Source organism: Gilliamella sp. Imp1-1 (genome assembly GCF_001690415.1).
Taxonomy (GTDB): Bacteria; Pseudomonadota; Gammaproteobacteria; order Enterobacterales; family Orbaceae; genus Gilliamella; species Gilliamella bombi.
This window is the reverse complement of the sequence record NZ_LZHK01000013.1, coordinates 21,012-37,125: the sequence shown is the minus strand read 5'-3', so window position 1 is coordinate 37,125 and position 16,114 is coordinate 21,012. Positions and strand designations below refer to the sequence as shown.

15 protein-coding genes are annotated in these 16,114 nt (G+C 33.8%); 8 read left to right on the top strand and 7 right to left on the bottom strand.

What is annotated here, in order from left to right; translation table 11 throughout:
• Positions 1 to 11 precede the first annotated feature (11 nt).
• The 4 genes from ndk to A9G38_RS01805 all read left to right on the top strand — a co-directional run bounded on the left by ndk (position 12) and on the right by A9G38_RS01805 (position 2,876).
• Positions 12 to 434 carry a nucleoside-diphosphate kinase gene (gene ndk / locus A9G38_RS01820; RefSeq protein ID WP_034911074.1) on the top strand — a complete coding sequence of 141 codons (423 nt, stop codon included), beginning with the start codon at positions 12 to 14 and terminating at the stop codon, positions 432 to 434.
• 190 nt (positions 435 to 624) lie between these two features.
• Positions 625 to 1,458: an ABC transporter substrate-binding protein gene (locus A9G38_RS01815; RefSeq protein ID WP_442902854.1), complete on the top strand. Its 834-nt coding sequence runs from the start codon at positions 625 to 627 to the stop codon at positions 1,456 to 1,458.
• Between the two features lie 2 nt (positions 1,459 to 1,460).
• On the top strand, positions 1,461 to 2,186 hold the full coding sequence (locus A9G38_RS01810; RefSeq protein WP_034911070.1) for an amino acid ABC transporter permease: 726 nt from the start codon (positions 1,461 to 1,463) through the stop codon (positions 2,184 to 2,186).
• Between the two features lie 6 nt (positions 2,187 to 2,192).
• The gene (locus A9G38_RS01805) at positions 2,193 to 2,876 is read left to right on the top strand and encodes an amino acid ABC transporter permease (protein WP_034911098.1); all 684 of its coding nucleotides are present in this window, start codon (positions 2,193 to 2,195) and stop codon (positions 2,874 to 2,876) included.
• A 603-nt stretch (positions 2,877 to 3,479) separates the two neighbouring features.
• Here the strand turns inward: A9G38_RS01805 and fis are convergent.
• From fis to A9G38_RS01780, 5 genes are read right to left on the bottom strand one after another with little or no spacing between them, the layout of a single operon-like run.
• Positions 3,480 to 3,776: a DNA-binding transcriptional regulator Fis gene (gene fis, locus A9G38_RS01800; protein ID WP_034883623.1), complete on the bottom strand. Its 297-nt coding sequence runs from the start codon at positions 3,774 to 3,776 to the stop codon at positions 3,480 to 3,482.
• A gap of 7 nt (positions 3,777 to 3,783) precedes the next feature.
• Positions 3,784 to 4,791, bottom strand: coding sequence for a tRNA dihydrouridine synthase DusB (gene dusB / locus A9G38_RS01795; RefSeq protein ID WP_034911067.1), 1,008 nt, complete (start codon positions 4,789 to 4,791; stop codon positions 3,784 to 3,786).
• A 12-nt stretch (positions 4,792 to 4,803) separates the two neighbouring features.
• Complete coding sequence (prmA, locus tag A9G38_RS01790; protein WP_034911064.1) at positions 4,804 to 5,694, bottom strand: 50S ribosomal protein L11 methyltransferase; 891 nt, start codon at positions 5,692 to 5,694, stop codon at positions 4,804 to 4,806.
• A complete protein-coding gene (gene panF / locus A9G38_RS01785; protein ID WP_034911060.1) occupies positions 5,669 to 7,120 on the bottom strand; it encodes a sodium/pantothenate symporter in 1,452 nt (483 codons plus the stop codon). The genes prmA and panF overlap by 26 nt, the downstream gene beginning before the upstream one ends.
• Before the next feature lie 6 nt (positions 7,121 to 7,126).
• Positions 7,127 to 7,363 (bottom strand): YhdT family protein, encoded by a 237-nt coding sequence (locus tag A9G38_RS01780; RefSeq protein ID WP_034911058.1) that lies wholly within the window; start codon positions 7,361 to 7,363, stop codon positions 7,127 to 7,129.
• A 172-nt stretch (positions 7,364 to 7,535) separates the two neighbouring features.
• Here A9G38_RS01780 and ilvC point away from each other — a divergent pair, with 172 nt between their 5' ends.
• The gene (gene ilvC / locus A9G38_RS01775; RefSeq protein ID WP_034911056.1) at positions 7,536 to 9,014 is read left to right on the top strand and encodes a ketol-acid reductoisomerase; all 1,479 of its coding nucleotides are present in this window, start codon (positions 7,536 to 7,538) and stop codon (positions 9,012 to 9,014) included.
• Positions 9,015 to 9,317: 303 nt separating this feature from the next.
• Positions 9,318 to 9,890: a cell division protein ZapC gene (locus A9G38_RS01770; RefSeq protein ID WP_051634189.1), complete on the top strand. Its 573-nt coding sequence runs from the start codon at positions 9,318 to 9,320 to the stop codon at positions 9,888 to 9,890.
• Here the strand turns inward: A9G38_RS01770 and A9G38_RS01765 are convergent.
• Both A9G38_RS01765 and greB read right to left on the bottom strand, forming a co-directional pair.
• Positions 9,880 to 10,983 (bottom strand): YcbX family protein, encoded by a 1,104-nt coding sequence (locus tag A9G38_RS01765; protein ID WP_034911054.1) that lies wholly within the window; start codon positions 10,981 to 10,983, stop codon positions 9,880 to 9,882. The two genes, A9G38_RS01770 and A9G38_RS01765, sit on opposite strands and share 11 nt — an antisense overlap.
• 102 nt (positions 10,984 to 11,085) lie before the next feature.
• Positions 11,086 to 11,568, bottom strand: coding sequence for a transcription elongation factor GreB (gene greB / locus A9G38_RS01760; protein WP_034911052.1), 483 nt, complete (start codon positions 11,566 to 11,568; stop codon positions 11,086 to 11,088).
• 545 nt (positions 11,569 to 12,113) lie between these two features.
• Here greB and A9G38_RS01755 point away from each other — a divergent pair.
• Both A9G38_RS01755 and A9G38_RS01750 read left to right on the top strand, forming a co-directional pair.
• A complete protein-coding gene (locus A9G38_RS01755; protein ID WP_034911050.1) occupies positions 12,114 to 13,340 on the top strand; it encodes a hypothetical protein in 1,227 nt (408 codons plus the stop codon).
• A 163-nt stretch (positions 13,341 to 13,503) separates the two neighbouring features.
• Positions 13,504 to 15,810, top strand: coding sequence for a Tex family protein (locus tag A9G38_RS01750; protein WP_034911092.1), 2,307 nt, complete (start codon positions 13,504 to 13,506; stop codon positions 15,808 to 15,810).
• Positions 15,811 to 16,114: the final 304 nt, after the last annotated feature.

The following is a 16,114-nucleotide window of genomic DNA, read 5'->3' as shown; positions in this document are numbered from 1 at the left end:
GGAGCAAATCTATGGCTATTGAAAGAACTTTATCTATCATCAAACCTAATGCTGTTAAAAAACAATTGATTGGTGAAATTGAAACCCGTATTAGCCAAGCAAAACTTAACATTATTGCCTTAAAAATGCTTAGATTAACCAAAGAACAGGCAGAAGGATTTTATGCTGAGCACCAAGGTAAATCATTTTTTGATAAGTTGGTTAAATTTATGATATCTGGGCCGATAGTTGTTCAGATTCTCGAAGGCGATAATGCTATTAAGCGTTATCGGGAATTGATGGGACCAACTGATTTATCTAAAGCAGCCGCAGGCACTTTACGAGCTGATTTTGCTGACAGTATGACCGAAAATGCCGTACATGGCTCAGATTCTCTAACCTCGGCTGAAAAAGAAATTGCTTATTTTTTTGTTGATAGCGAGATAGTAGGGTAAATCAATATTATTAAATAAATCAATATAGTGATATAAGCTGTTTTGGCTTATATTCGTTTTTCTAATGTCATTAATCGAAAACTACCACATATAACTTTTAGTTATAACCATGTAAGTATTTGTTATTTATTCATTCGATTCTTTGTTGCTAGACTTTAACTGTATATAACATAACCTTGACTGAGGGAGAATCGGAATGAAATTGTTGACTAAATCACTAACTGTTGTTGCATTAGTAAGTAGTTTGTTAGGTACAAATTCTGCTTATGCAGATCGCCTTGATGATATTGAGAAACGAGGAGAAATAAAAATCGCGGTATTTGATAGTAATCCGCCATTTGGTTATATTGACGAAAAGACAAATAAAATTGTTGGTCTTGACGTTGATTATGCCAACGAGATAGCAAAAGCACTAAAGGTTAATGTTGAGCTTGTTCCGACTAATCCAGCTAATCGAATTCCATTATTAGCATCCCAAAAAGCCGATTTAATTGTAGCTAATTTTACCGTTACTGATGAAAGAGCAAAAACCGTTGATTTTAGCCTTCCTTATTTTGCGACTGGTCAGAAATTTGTAGCAAAAAAAGGCGTATTGAAATCAGCAGATGATTTGAAAAATCTTCGTATTGGTGCCGATAAAGGTACAGTTATGGAAATTACATTGCGAGAAAAATACCCAACAGCTAAAGTAATTTCTTATGATGATACACCATTTGCGTTTGCGGCATTACGTAATGGTGTTGTACAGGCAATTACTCAAGATGATGCGAAATTAGTCGGTTTATTAGCGAATTTACCAGAAGAACAACGAGCTGTGTTTGAAATTTCACCATTTAGTATTACTCAAGAATATCAAGCTGTTGGTATACCAAAAGGGGAAGATCGCTTGAAAGAAAAAGTGAATCAAATTTTGTTAACACTAGAAAAAGAAGGTGAAGCATTAACGATTTATAATCGTTGGTTTGGACCTGAAACTGCATCAGCGATGCCTCGTGGTGATTTTAAAATTGGTAAAGGTCAGTAGTTATGTATGAGCAATTACTTGAGCCTCGTTATTTGTGGTGGTTATGGGATGGTTTTTTAGTTACGTTAGCTATCTCATTGCTAACCATTATATTTTCAACATCACTAGGTTTTTTGCTGGTTATTGCTCAACAAAGTCGAATTAAATTCATTCAAGTTATAGTAATGGGGTATAACGCAATTTTTCGTTATTCTCCGTTATTGCCTCAACTCTTTTTTTGGTATTTTGGTGTGGGTAATTTATTACCAATAGAATTTAAATTATGGTTATTTGACGAACCGCAAATCCAGTTGCTGTTTTTTTCACTGAAAATGCCATCATTTGAATTTATAATCGGTTTAGTTGGTTTAACTTGTTATTCCAGTGCTTTTATTGCCGAAGAATTTAGAGCGGGTATAGCTGGTGTAAGTCGGGGGCAAGAACAGGCTTCATTGGCATTAGGTTTAACTTGGTGGCAAAGTATGCGATTTATTATTTTGCCACAAAGTTTTCGTATTGCATTTCCGCCTTTAATTGGTCAGTACATGAATATTATAAAAAATTCGTCGTTAACAATGGCCATTGGTGTGTTAGAACTTTCTTATGTATCGCGTCAAGTTGAAACCGAATCATTAAAAACCTTTCAAGATTTTGCTATTGCAACTTTATTATATATTTTGGCGATAGTGATTGTTGGAACTTTGGGTAATATTTATCAAGCAAAACGATTGCAAATAGGTAAGGTGTAATCATTTATGGAGCTTAAAGGTTTAGAGGTTATTTACCACAATTTCAGTTATATGATGTGGGGAAATTTTCCCGGAGGAATTTTTTTAACGCTGTTAATGAGTTTTGCTGCAATTATATTTTCAACTTTTTTGGGTATACTTGCTGGAGTCGGGTTGACTGTCTTAAAAGGAATTATGCGTTATTTTTTAGTCGGTATACTTGGTTTTTTAAGAGCGATTCCTGTCATTATGCTTATTTTCTGGACTTACTTTCTTCTACCTGTGTTACTTAGTGTAGATGTGCCAGCAATTGCAACGGTAATATTTGCATTATCCTTGATAGGAGCTGCATACATTGGACATTCAGTTCATGCAGGTATGATTGCTGTGGCTAAAGAACAATGGCAAGCGGCGTTTTCATTAGGCTTAACTAAAAAGCAAGTTATTATATTTATCATATTACCACAAGCCCTTAAAATGATGTTGCCGTCTTTTGTAAACCAATGGGTATCACTGATTAAAGATACTTCACTGGCTTATATTGTTGGAGTAGCAGAATTTACTTTTATTGCAACCCAAATTAATAATCGTAGTATGATTTATCCAACAGAAATTTTTCTATTTGTTATAGTTGTTTATTTTATCATCTGCGCCTCGCTTGATTTTGCGGTTATGTTTTTCTCAAAACGCCAATTATTTTGCTTTAAATAAAACAATATTCTCATAGGGTATATGGGGGATTTCACTATTTACTTGAATAACGTTCTCTTAATTTATTCATGTAAAATTCGATTGAATCTTTACCTTTGGGATGTGTTTCAATATAGCTATTAAATATTATTTGTATAAGTCGAAAAAAATGTGGAAGATATATTATTGAATTTTCATGATCACCAATCTTAAAAGATGCATTTTTAAATGTACTAGCTTAAATTAAATCTGAGCTACTACAACTGATTTCTTGAAGAGCAAGTCCTTTCTCATTGCTCATTTTTAAAGCGATAGTAACTATCTCGATTATATCCTATGACTTTACGGGCTTATTGTGCGTATTAAGCTGCTGATGAATTTTAAAAGCCATAATTCAGATTTAATGATTTTTCTGTTTGATTCAATTATGACACTCTTAGTTACGTTATAAAATAACTCAAATGTCAGATTAAAACTATTACTTATGAGGTATAGAACCCCAGTTCCTTTGTATATTTTATAAAAGAGGATAATTCAATGAATTTTTTAATTGTGTTCTAAAATAGAAAAAAGCACCTCATATTAAGGTACTTTTTATATTATAAAATGTTAAATAATAGAAGATTAACTCATTCCATATTGTTTTAATTTTTTGCGAAGTGTACCGCGGTTGATACCAAGCATATTTGCTGCTCGAGTTTGATTGCCGCGTGTATATTGCATAACCATATCAAGGAATGGATGTTCAACTTCAGCTAACACTAATTCATAAAGGTCTGTAGGATCTTCACCATTTAATTGTGATAAATAGTTTTTTAAAGCTTGCTTCACTGAATCACGCAATGGTTTTTGTGTTATTTGGTCTTGAGAATTTACAGTTGTAAATTTAAGTGCTGCAGCTGTAACGCGTTGTTCTGACATAGTATTCTTAACTCTTTGGGTTGTTTCTAATTTTACTAAAAAATGCTTTTAGAGTGTTTACTTGCTCACTTGTATTGCTAAGTACACTAAATAAGCGCCTGAATTGATCGCTGTCAGCATAATTCTTGGTGTACCAATTTACATGCTTTCTGGCAATCCTTAATCCTTTGTATTCTCCATAGAATTGATAAAGATCATCAAGATGTGATAGTACAACTTGTTCTACTTCATCAATACTTTTGTTTTTCTGTAACTGTCCATGTGTTAAATAGAATGCAATTTCTTCAAATATCCAAGGTCGCCCTTGTGCCGCTCGCCCGATCATTATAGCATCAGCCTGCGTATATTGAAAAACATCTTTTGCCTGTTCAGGTGTACAAATATCTCCATTAGCAATTACAGGAATTGTAACATTTTCTTTAACTGCTCTAATAGAGTCATATTCAGCGACACCGTTGAATAAGCAAGCACGTGTTCTTCCGTGAATAGTAATTGCCTTTATACCACAATCCTGTGCAATTTGTGCGATTTCTATGCAATTTCTATTTTCTTTATTCCATCCAGTCCGCGTTTTTAATGTTACCGGAACATCAACTGCACCGACAACTTTCTGCAAAATTTTTTTAATAAGTTCCGGATACTGCATTAAAGCAGAACCAGCCAATTTTTTATTGACCTTTTTAGCCGGGCATCCCATATTAATGTCAATCAACTGAGCACCGTGTTTGACATTAAATTCAGCAGCTTTTGCCATTTCGTCGGGATCAGAACCGACAATTTGTACTGCACGAATACCAACATCATCACTCGCTATCATTCGCAGAGCTGATTTATCGGTATGCCAAACATCAGAATTTGCTAAAAACATTTCTGAAACAGTCATACCAGCACCAAATCGATGACATAGATTACGAAATGGTTTATCACTTATTCCTGCCATTGGTGCAGCAATTAAATTATTCTTTAATTTTAGTTCACCAATGCTAAGTAAATTAAAGTTGGCTATATTACGCATTTTTTTTCAAACTTAAAAGGGGGTAGCGTTAATTTTTTTTATTTTTTTACCAGTAATACGACACCACTCATCAAGTTCAACCACTGGATCTAATTTAAAATTGGGTTGGTAAGCCATACAAACACTTGAGGATTGGGTAGTTAGAATACCAGATAGACCTAGTTTACCTTCAGGTTTTACTAATTTACTTATATGTGGTTCAAGTTCTTTTAATGGTCCAGCTAAAATATTGGCAACAACTATATCTGCCTGCAAATTGTCTGGGATCTCTTTTGATAAATAAAGATCTAGCCTTTCACTGACATCATTACGCTGTGCATTGTCACGGCTAGCTTGAATGGCTTGAGGATCAATATCAATACCGATTACTTGTTTTGCACCTAATTTTAGTGCAGCAATTGCCAAAATACCAGATCCACAACCATAATCGATAACTAATTTATCTTTAAGGTCTAAACTATCAAGCCAAGTTAAGCATAATGCCGTGGTTGGGTGAGTACCTGTGCCGAATGCTAATCCAGGATCTAACATGACATTAACTGCATTAGCATCGGGCACTTCGCGCCAACTAGGACAAATCCAAAGTCGCTCACCAAATTTCATAGGATGAAAGTTGTCCATCCATTCACGTTCCCAGTCTTTATCTTCTAATTGTTCAATTTTATAAGAATATTGTTCAAGATTTAGCATTGCTCTTAATTCATCGATATCTGTTTGAGCATCATAAAGCCCAATCACATCGGTATTACCCCAAAGTTTAGTTTCGCCAGGTAATGGTTCAAAAACAGGTGTGTCAAAGGTATCTTGAAAAGTGACTGATACAGCACCAGACTCCTCTAATTGTTCGCTAATTTGTTCAGCAAGATCGTTGGTCGTATTAATTTTGAGTTGAATCCAAGGCATAATTTTTTCCTGTGTTACCAAACATATTGGCAATCATAAACACTACCAATCCAATAATTAAGGATGGGATAATCGGGTTAAAAGCATAAAGCTTTATATTGTAAACAGATAAAAGAATATAGCTTATTGCACCGGCAAACATAGAACATAAAGCACCAGTCGAATTTGCTTTTTTCCAATAAAGTCCAAGTACTAATGGCCATAAGAATACGGCTTCAAGCCCGCCAAATGCAAGTAAATTTAACCAAATAATCATGTCTGGTGGATTCCAAGCCGCTAGGATGAGTAATCCACCAAAACTAAAAGTTATGATAACAGATGTGCGAGTTAATCTTTTATCACTATAGCTTTTGGTATGATTCATACTTAAAAATAGATCTTTAATAATAACTGATGAAATTTGTAGCAATTGGGCGTTGATTGTTGACATAATTGCAGCAAGTGGAGCAGCCAAAAAGATACCGGCCACTAATGGTGGCATAATTTTAATTATTAAAGTTGGAACAATTTGATCGGGAACAGTTAAATCACTAATAATAGCTCGTCCAAGAGCGCCAGATAAGTGCATAGTTAGCATAATGATTGTGACAACAATCGTACCAATTATAATTCCTTTATGTACAGCTTTACTGTCTTTGTACGCCATACAGCGAACCGCTGTATGAGGTAAACCAACCACAGCAAAACAGACTAAAACCCAAAATGATGCCATAAACGGAAAGTCCATAAAATTGTTAGGACCTTGTGGTGTTAGTAATGCAGGATCGATTTCATTCAAACGGTGAATAATCGCTGTTATACCACCACCAGCATAAATAATTGCTGTTAATAGCAATATAGCGCCAATTATCATTACTAAACCTTGAAAAGCATCATTAAGTATACTTGCTCTAAATCCTCCAAAAGCAGTATATATAACGGTACCAACACCAAAAATTAATAATCCGATATCGTAAGAAATGCCAACTGATGATTCCAATAATCGTGCACCACCAACAAACTGTACCGTCATAGCACCAATAAAAGCCACAACTAATGAGATGCTTGCAAACCAAACTATGGCTTTACTTTTATAGTGAGCATAAAGCATATCACTTAACGTTATAGCATTATATTTACGAGCCAAAATGGCAAATTTTTTGCCTAGGATACCAAGCGAGAGTAATACAGTTGGTACTTGGATCATCGATAATAGCACCCAACCAAGACCAAATTTATAAGCAGCACCAGGACCACCAATAAACGAGCTAGCACTAATATAAGTTGCAGCTAGTGTCATGGCGAGTAAAAATCCTCCCATGGTTCTATTGCCGATAAAATAATCAGTGAATTGATTTACTTTTTTGCGTTTTACATAAGCATAAATTGATAATGCAAACACAAAAATAAGATAGATGACAAGCGGTACAATAATATCTAAATGCATGTTAAATCACTTAGTTTGTTCTAATGAGAAATTTTTAAATTGAAATTTTACAACTACCCAACAAAGCAATATAAAACCGATAGGCACCATAATGCAAGATAGTTCAAACCACAATGGAAGACCTAAAAATCCTATTTTGTCGTTAATACAGTATGCACAAACGATCCATCCAAGAAGATAAATAAAAGTTAGCAATAGCGAAAGTTTAGCCTCTTTATTTGCTTGTTTATATCGAGCATCCATATTGATTTATTCAAAATTAAGGGTGGTTTAGAGTAAAAGAAAGAATTGAACTTAGCAAGTATATTGCGATTTATGCAATATTATATTTTAAATATATCAATTTTAGCAATATTAAAAGTATTATATAGTGTTTTATTGTTGATTATAAATACCTAAACTCTTGGAGAGAAAAATGTCAAACTATTTTAATACATTGAATTTGCGTGAAAAATTAGAACAATTAGGTCAATGTCGTTTTATGGCTCGTGATGAATTTGCATCAGAAGCTAATTTTTTAAAAGGTAAAAAAATTGTAATTGTTGGTTGTGGAGCACAAGGTCTTAACCAAGGTCTAAATATGCGAGATTCAGGTTTAGATATATCTTATGCATTACGTAAAGAAGCTATTGCTGAAAAACGTGCATCATGGAAGAAAGCAACTGAAAATGGTTTTAAAGTAGGAAGTTATGAAGAATTAATTCCAACAGCAGATCTTGTTATCAATTTGACTCCTGACAAACAACATTCTGCCGTTGTTCAAGCTATTCAACCGTTGATGAAAAAAGGCTCTGCGCTTGGCTATTCTCACGGATTTAATATTGTTGAAGTAGGAGAAAAGATTCGCTCTGATATTACAGTAGTGATGGTAGCCCCAAAATGTCCTGGTACTGAAGTTCGTGAAGAATATAAACGAGGTTTTGGTGTGCCGACACTAATTGCAGTTCATCCAGAAAACGATCCAAAAGATGAAGGGCTAGCAATAGCTAAAGCATGGGCAGCGGCAACAGGCGGACATCGTGCAGGCGTTTTACAATCGTCATTTGTCGCCGAAGTTAAGTCAGATTTAATGGGCGAACAAACAATTCTTTGTGGAATGTTACAAACAGGATCATTACTTTGTTTTGATAAGCTAGTGGCAGATGGTGTTGATCCTGCTTATGCATGTAAATTACTCCAATTTGGTTGGGAAACGATCACTGAGGCGCTAAAACAAGGTGGAATTACTTTAATGATGGATCGTTTATCAAATCCAGCTAAATTGAGAGCAAATGCTTTAGCAAAAGAATTAAAAGTGATCATGACGGATCTTTACCGTAAACATATGGACGACATTATATCAGGCGAGTTTTCATCAACTATGATGAAAGACTGGGCAAATGATGATGTAAACCTTCTTAAATGGCGTAAAGAAACGGGTGAAACCGCTTTTGAAAAAGCTGCTGACTATCAAGGTAAAATTGATGAACAAGCTTATTTTGATCAAGGTGTTGTTATGGTTGCAATGGTTAAAGCCGGTGTTGAACTTGCCTTCGAAACTATGCTTGAATCTGGTATTTTAGCTGAATCAGCTTATTATGAATCATTACATGAGTTACCACTTATTGCTAATACTATTGCGCGTAAACGTTTGTATGAAATGAATGTTGTTATTTCTGACACAGCTGAGTATGGCAACTATCTATTTGCTAATGCCGCTGTACCACTATTAAAAGAAAAATTCATGCCAATGTTACAAGCTGGCGATCTAGGTAAAGCGATCCCTGAAGGTAGTGTTGATAATGCACAATTACGCGATGTGAATGAAGAAATCCGTAATCATCCAATTGAAACAATCGGTCGTAAATTACGTAGTTATATGACTGATATGAAACGCATCAATGTTGCAAGCTAAATAGCTATTTATAACTATAAAAAAGGTGCTGAAAAGTACCTTTTTTTGTATCTAAAAATTGAATTTATTGTAAAAAACTTTCAGGTAAGTATATGTTTCAGTATAAAATGATTAGATCTAAAGGGATCTAACTGGATCTAATTTAGATCCAATTTATATTTTTTTGATCCTTTCACTTTATAATTAAATTTTTTAAAAATTATATAATTAAATTATTTTTATTTTAACTTTTTATTTATTTTTTATGTAATTTATGTTATCTTTTTGACCAATTTTAAATCAAATGATAAGGGTAACATATTAATGAAAATGACTTTTCGACCAACTGATTGTTGGCGATGGTATTTTGATAGCGAATACGATAGTTTAATGCTTGAAGTTTCATCTGAAATGTTATTTCGTTCTTGTTATCCAAGTAAAATGTTAGTTCCTGATGTTTTTGGCGAATTTCCATTTTCTGTTAGTGACGCAACGTCTTATTATCAATTTTATAATAGTTGTCAGTTACTTAATTTGACAGATTCACAAAAGATTGAACTAGCTATTAACGCTATTGTTGCAGCTAATTTTTTAAAGCCTCAAATGCCTAAAAGTTGGTATTTTTCACAACAACCAATGTTATACAAGCCTAAAATAGCTGATATTGTTGAGGTAATTTTACAAGAAGATGGACAAAAGGTTTGTTTGATGGTCGTTGAAGCGGGGGAAAATGCATCTCTTTGTATTATTGCACAAGCTTCATTTGTGGCAATGAATAAAACGTTTGTGTTTTCTGAAGCAATTAAAGTAATGAATGATAGATTAATATCTGTAGAGAAAAAATTTACTGAACAAAAGCTGACTTCAGATAATTTTGAATTTAAGGCTATTTCTTAAGTAATTTAATTGTAATATCTCCTTTAGGCACACAACTACAGGCTAAAATTTTATTATTTCGCCTAATAGCAGCTTGTGTTAATGCCTCTACTTCACCTTGTTTTAATTCAACTAGACAACGTCCACAAATACCTGCACGGCAAGAATAAGGTAATGTTATTTTATGTTGTTCTAACTGCTCTAAAATAGTTTGCTTATTATTAGCTTTAATTATTTGATTTTCAAAATTTATTGTACAAACTTTTGCTTCAGTTTTTATTTCTGTTGGAAAGGTTTTAATATAATTTTTAGCTGGTTGCCGTTCCAATACTTCAATTTTATCGTGAACTGAAATTGTTCCATGATTTCGGGCTATCATATTCATACCAAAATCAATTTCACCTTGCTTATCGGCTCTAAAGTAACGTAAGGTTTTAATTGGTTCATTATCAGCTAAGAATATTGCAGATTTTATGTTCATTGTCGTTATAACACAGCGACTACAAGGTTTAACAATATCAAAAATCACATTGCCAATTTTTATTGTTTTCCAGCCATCCTCCGCAAAAGGAAGTGCTCCTTGGATAATAATATTTCCACGAAATTGTCTAATATCTAGTTTTTCAGGGCATTGCTGTTGTAAATAATCAAATGAAGCTTTATTTAATAACAAATAAGGATAACCATCAGCAAAACTAACAGGAATATCAGGATAGCGTTTAGTTCGACGAGTTAATTGTTGACCAACCCATCTTAATTGTACATCTTTATGCAAAATTTGACTGAAAAATTGATTGATTCTTATAGGAGCTATTAGTGATGTAAAATGATTACCCCAAATTTCAGTAGGCTCGTAATTCAACGAAAACTCATCAAGATTAAATATTATTATTTCAGTTGGAGATAGTGAAATATGTACTTCGTTTTTTACTATGGATGTTTTGATTTTCAGGAGCTCAGGGTGTTGTCTTGCCGTGATAAAAGTGCCATCGGGTTCACTAAGCATCAATATGCGGTCATGCTCAAAGCCTCCATCAACTGTATTTGCCTTTGTTAATTGTATCCCTTGCATTGATTTGATTGGGTAGATGTATAGTTGATTGACGAAAATCATAATATCTTACATAGATTACAAATGTTTTGATAATTATATACTTAATTACCCATATCTTATAGTTTTTAGATTTAACAAATAGAATGAATAAGTTAAGGCATATTAGCATAACTCGCTATAGCTTATTTCAGTAATATAATATAGTACTTTGCCATTAGGGGTGATAACGGCTATTTCATCATCAACTTTATGACCTATTAATGCTTTTGCTACAGGGCTATTAATTGATATCCAATTTTTTTTAGGATCAAATTCATCGCTACCAACAATACGGTAAATATGTAAATTACCAGATTCATCTTCCAATTTTACCCATGCGCCAAAAAATACTTTACCTTCTTGTTTTGGGTGTGGTTCGACAATTGTTAACGTTTCTAGTCGCTTGGTAAGAAAACGTATACGCCGATCAATTTCACGTAATCTTCGTTTTCCATAAATATATTCTGCATTCTCACTACGATCTCCGAGGGCTGCTGCATCTGATACAGCTTGTGTAACGCGAGGTCTTTCTTCTTTCCATAAATATTTCAATTCACCATTAAGGTTCAAATAACCTTCTCTTGTTATATAATTATTCTTTCGCATATTTTCATTCCCTATAGTAATCTTTATTTTTCGAGTAAAAACTCGATTTTTCTTTATTAAAATATATTGCTCGAGTAAAAGATCGACATTTATTTGGTAAAATTTATTCTATTTTTTAATATTTATCAAAATAACGTTAAATAATCTTTAAAAATCAACATTAAAATGATATTATTTTTTTATTGCTTGTGTTGTGTTTTTTTATTTTATTCTTGGAATATCTCTTGTTTAATAAGTAATTAAGTTAATTATATCGCATAAATAAGTTTAATTTCGCAATTATACAATAATAAAATAAATAAGTTGTTATTATTATCACCATTAGGAATGAATATGACTACACGGAAAGAGCCAATTTGGGGTCTAGTTTGTCTTATTAGTTTTTTTCAACTAAATCTTTAGCATTATCGGCTGTTACTGCAAATCCTATTAATGGAAATAGTCCTCGTTTTATTAGTTCAATTGAAAATAATATTCAATCCAATAAAGCATTTAATTATTTTGGTGTCATCTATAATGGAAACACCTATTTTTATACAGGTGATTTGAACACAGCATTAGGCTCAGATGTTTCAACTAAAACTCCTGAAAGTTTAGGTTTATTAGCAGCAATTAAACAACCAGAAAGCTCTGAGGTTATAGATGTTGATGGTGATGGAGATATTAAATTATCAGAGGACAAGGATAACCCAGTTTCGCTGGAATGGTATTACGAAGACGAAAATAATAAAGAAGTTAAATTAACAGACGATCAAACAAAAACGACATTTGAAAAATTAGTAAAAAGTGGTATTTATCCTTATATTAAAGTTAGTGGTGGGGTAGCTTTAACTACAAAATACGGAGTTCCAAATTTTCAAAATTATCCAGATAGTAAGATTGCTATAACAAAAACACCTTATCGAAATTTTAATGTACAAGTAGGTGGTGAAGCTATCAAATATGCTAGTCCACATATGCTTTATAGTGCTACAGCTTATTCTTGGGGGGATAGATCTGTTTTTGATTGGGTAGACTGGAATGGTTTTGTACCACAAGATGATTATTTAAATAACTTCCCTTCAGTTGGTGTAAATGGTCTCTTTTTCTATTTAATTACCGAGAATATTGATAATTCATTAAGCACAACAAAATGGATCGTAAGAACATCGGATCCTGATAAAGGATCACCTGGAGCAATTACAGCGACAGTTGCAAAGTCAGAGGCTCCAAGAGCAGTAGTTGTAGGTGGTTTTAAGGCTTATGATGCAAAAAATATGGTTCTGGTTACGTTAAAAGGTCCTGATTCCTCATCTAAAGGTGCTAATCGAGCTACAGCGCCCAAAGCGAATTTACCTGTTGATATTGAGATAATAGGCGAAACCAAACAAGGCGTAATGCTTAGTTACAGTTTCCGGATAACTAAATGGTTTATCAATAGAGGAGAATATATTGATACATATCAAGAGCAAAAAGATTGGTGCAGAAGTTTAGGTGAATATAAATTAGCATCGCTCAGAGAGTTGAGTAATGCTAACTTTCTGCTTCATCAAGATAAATATGGTAATAATCCTGATAACTACTACAAAAGATCCGTACATGGGGGATTAATTACTGAATGGGGGGGATTAGCGTATTATCAAGGCGATAATTTTCATAACCCAACCTATGGTTGGACTAGTGATTTTTCTAAGTCTACGGGTGATCCTATTTATATCAATATGAATGATGCTGCACTAAATGGCGATAGAGATGATCAGCATCCGTATTACGCATTATGTAGTTCTAAATAAAGAAGTTAAATTTGTGGTTAGCTCTATTAAATGTTAGCCAAGCTAAAAATATCCCAATAACTAGCAGTTATATTTTTGGGGGAGGAGATAAAAGGCTCAGAATTGCAACAGAAACAAGGATAGGTATATAATCACTACTTTGCTTAAAATTGTTAAAAATACCATGATGAATAAACAAATTAGCCATATTATAGCCAGTGAGTTAGCCGTAAAGTCAGAACAAGTTCAAGCGGCGATTCAATTATTAGATGAGGGTAGTACCGTTCCTTTTATTGCTCGTTATCGAAAAGAAGTGACAGGTGGGCTTGATGATACCCAATTACGTACTCTTGATAGTCGATTGAGCTATTTGCGAGAACTTGAAGATCGTAAGCAAACAATTTTAAAGTCTATTGAAGAACAAGGTAAATTGACATTAGAATTAAGTAACAGTATTACACAAACGCTTAGTAAAACTGAACTCGAAGATCTCTATTTACCATATAAACCTAAACGCCGTACTCGAGGTCAAATTGCCATTGAAGCAGGGCTTGAGCCATTGGCGGATGGCTTATGGCAGAATCCCATGCTTGATCCTGTAATTGAAGCCGAAAAATATATCAATTCCGATAAAGGTATTACTGATACAAAATCAGCAATGGATGGAGCTCGTTACATTTTGATGGAGCGCTTTGCAGAAGATGCAGCATTATTAGCAAAAGTGCGTCATTATCTTTGGAATAATGCTCATTTAGTTTCGCAAGTGGTGAGTGGTAAAGAGGAAGAAGGAGCTAAATTCCGAGACTATTTTTCACAAAGCGAGCTGATTTCTAAAATACCATCTCATCGTGCATTAGCAATGTTTAGAGGGCGAAATGAAGGCTTTTTACAACTCTCCTTAAATGCTGATCCGCAATTTGAACAAGCGCCTAAAGAGAGTTATTGTGAACAAATTATCACTGAATATCTAGGCGTCCACTTTAATGAACAGCCAGCAGATAAATGGCGCAAAGCTGTGATTAATTGGACATGGCGCATTAAAATTCTGATGCACATGGAAACCGAATTAATGACAACATTACGTGAGCGAGCAGAGGAAGAAGCGATTAACGTATTTGCTGCTAACTTGCATGATATGTTAATGGCTGCTCCAGCAGGTATGAAAGTTACTATGGGCATGGATCCCGGTTTAAGGACGGGTGTAAAAATAGCTGTTGTTGATGCAACAGGTAAATTAGTTGCGACTGAAACGATTTACCCTCATACAGGGCAGGCAGATAAAGCAGCTATGGTTATTGCCGCACTTTGTATTAAATATCAAGTTGAATTAGTGGCCATTGGTAATGGTACAGCTTCGCGCGAAACTGAACGTTTTTATCTTGATGTTCAAAAGAAATATCCAGAAGTGAAAGCGCAAAAAGTGATTGTAAGCGAAGCAGGTGCCTCAGTTTATTCTGCATCAGAACTAGCAGCGCAAGAATTTCCTGATTTAGATGTATCTATTCGTGGTGCAGTATCAATTGCACGTCGTTTACAAGATCCATTAGCAGAGCTTGTTAAAATAGATCCTAAATCGATTGGGGTGGGGCAATATCAGCATGATGTTAGCCAAACTCAGTTAGCAAAAAAACTTGATGCTGTTGTTGAAGATGGTGTTAATGCCGTTGGTGTGAATTTAAACACTGCTTCGATGATGTTACTTGCTCGTATTGCTGGACTTAATAAAGTAATAGCTCAAAATATAATTAATTGGCGTAATGAAAATGGACAATTTACGGATCGTAAACAATTATTGAAAGTGGCTCGCTTAGGTCCTAAAGCATTTGAACAGTGCGCTGGATTTTTACGTATAATGGATGGTAAAAATCCTCTTGACGCATCGGCTGTTCATCCAGAAGCTTACCCTGTTGTAGAACGAATTTTAGAAAAAAATCACAAATCTTTAAAAGAAATTTTAGGTGATACAAACTATTTAAAATCACTTAAAGCAATCGATTACGTAGATGATCATTTTGGTGTGCCAACAGTTACAGATATTATCAAAGAGCTTGATAAACCTGGTCGTGATCCAAGACCTGAATTTAAAACTGCGCAGTTTGCTGATGATATAGAAACGATGGAAGACCTAAAAATAGGTCTGATTATGGAGGGATCTGTTACTAATGTAACTAATTTTGGCGCATTTGTTGATATTGGTGTGCATCAAGATGGTTTAGTGCATATTTCAGCTTTATCAGATAAGTTTGTTGATGATCCAAGAACAGTGGTAAAAGCTGGTGATATAGTCAAAGTTAAAGTAATAGAAGTTGACATTCCTCGAAAACGTATCGCTTTATCAATGCGATTAGATGATCCTGCAACGTCAAAAACTGATAATCGAAAATTCATTAATGAACGTTCGGTTAACAATACTAAAAAACAACATTCATCTTCAATGACTAATAATGTCATGGGAAATGCATTTGCAACTGCATTTAAAAAGAATAAATAATATTTTTCTAGTTTAAGGGACAATTGTCCCTTTTCTGCATTTAAAACCATCTAGTTAAAGCTACCTAATAGCGATCTATTCAATATAGAACTGAAACATATAATTAAAGCCAACTCAGGTTTATCTTTTTTACTTAATGTAATAGTATTATCGGTTATGATATAAAGTATTACTAATATTCTATAATTCTATTGTAAATATCCTTAAATAAGCAGCATAATTTCTACTTGAATCTTGACTAAGTTTGAAGTATTTACACATTGGTATAAATTATCTGTTATTTATTGATACTTAAAAGTAACAA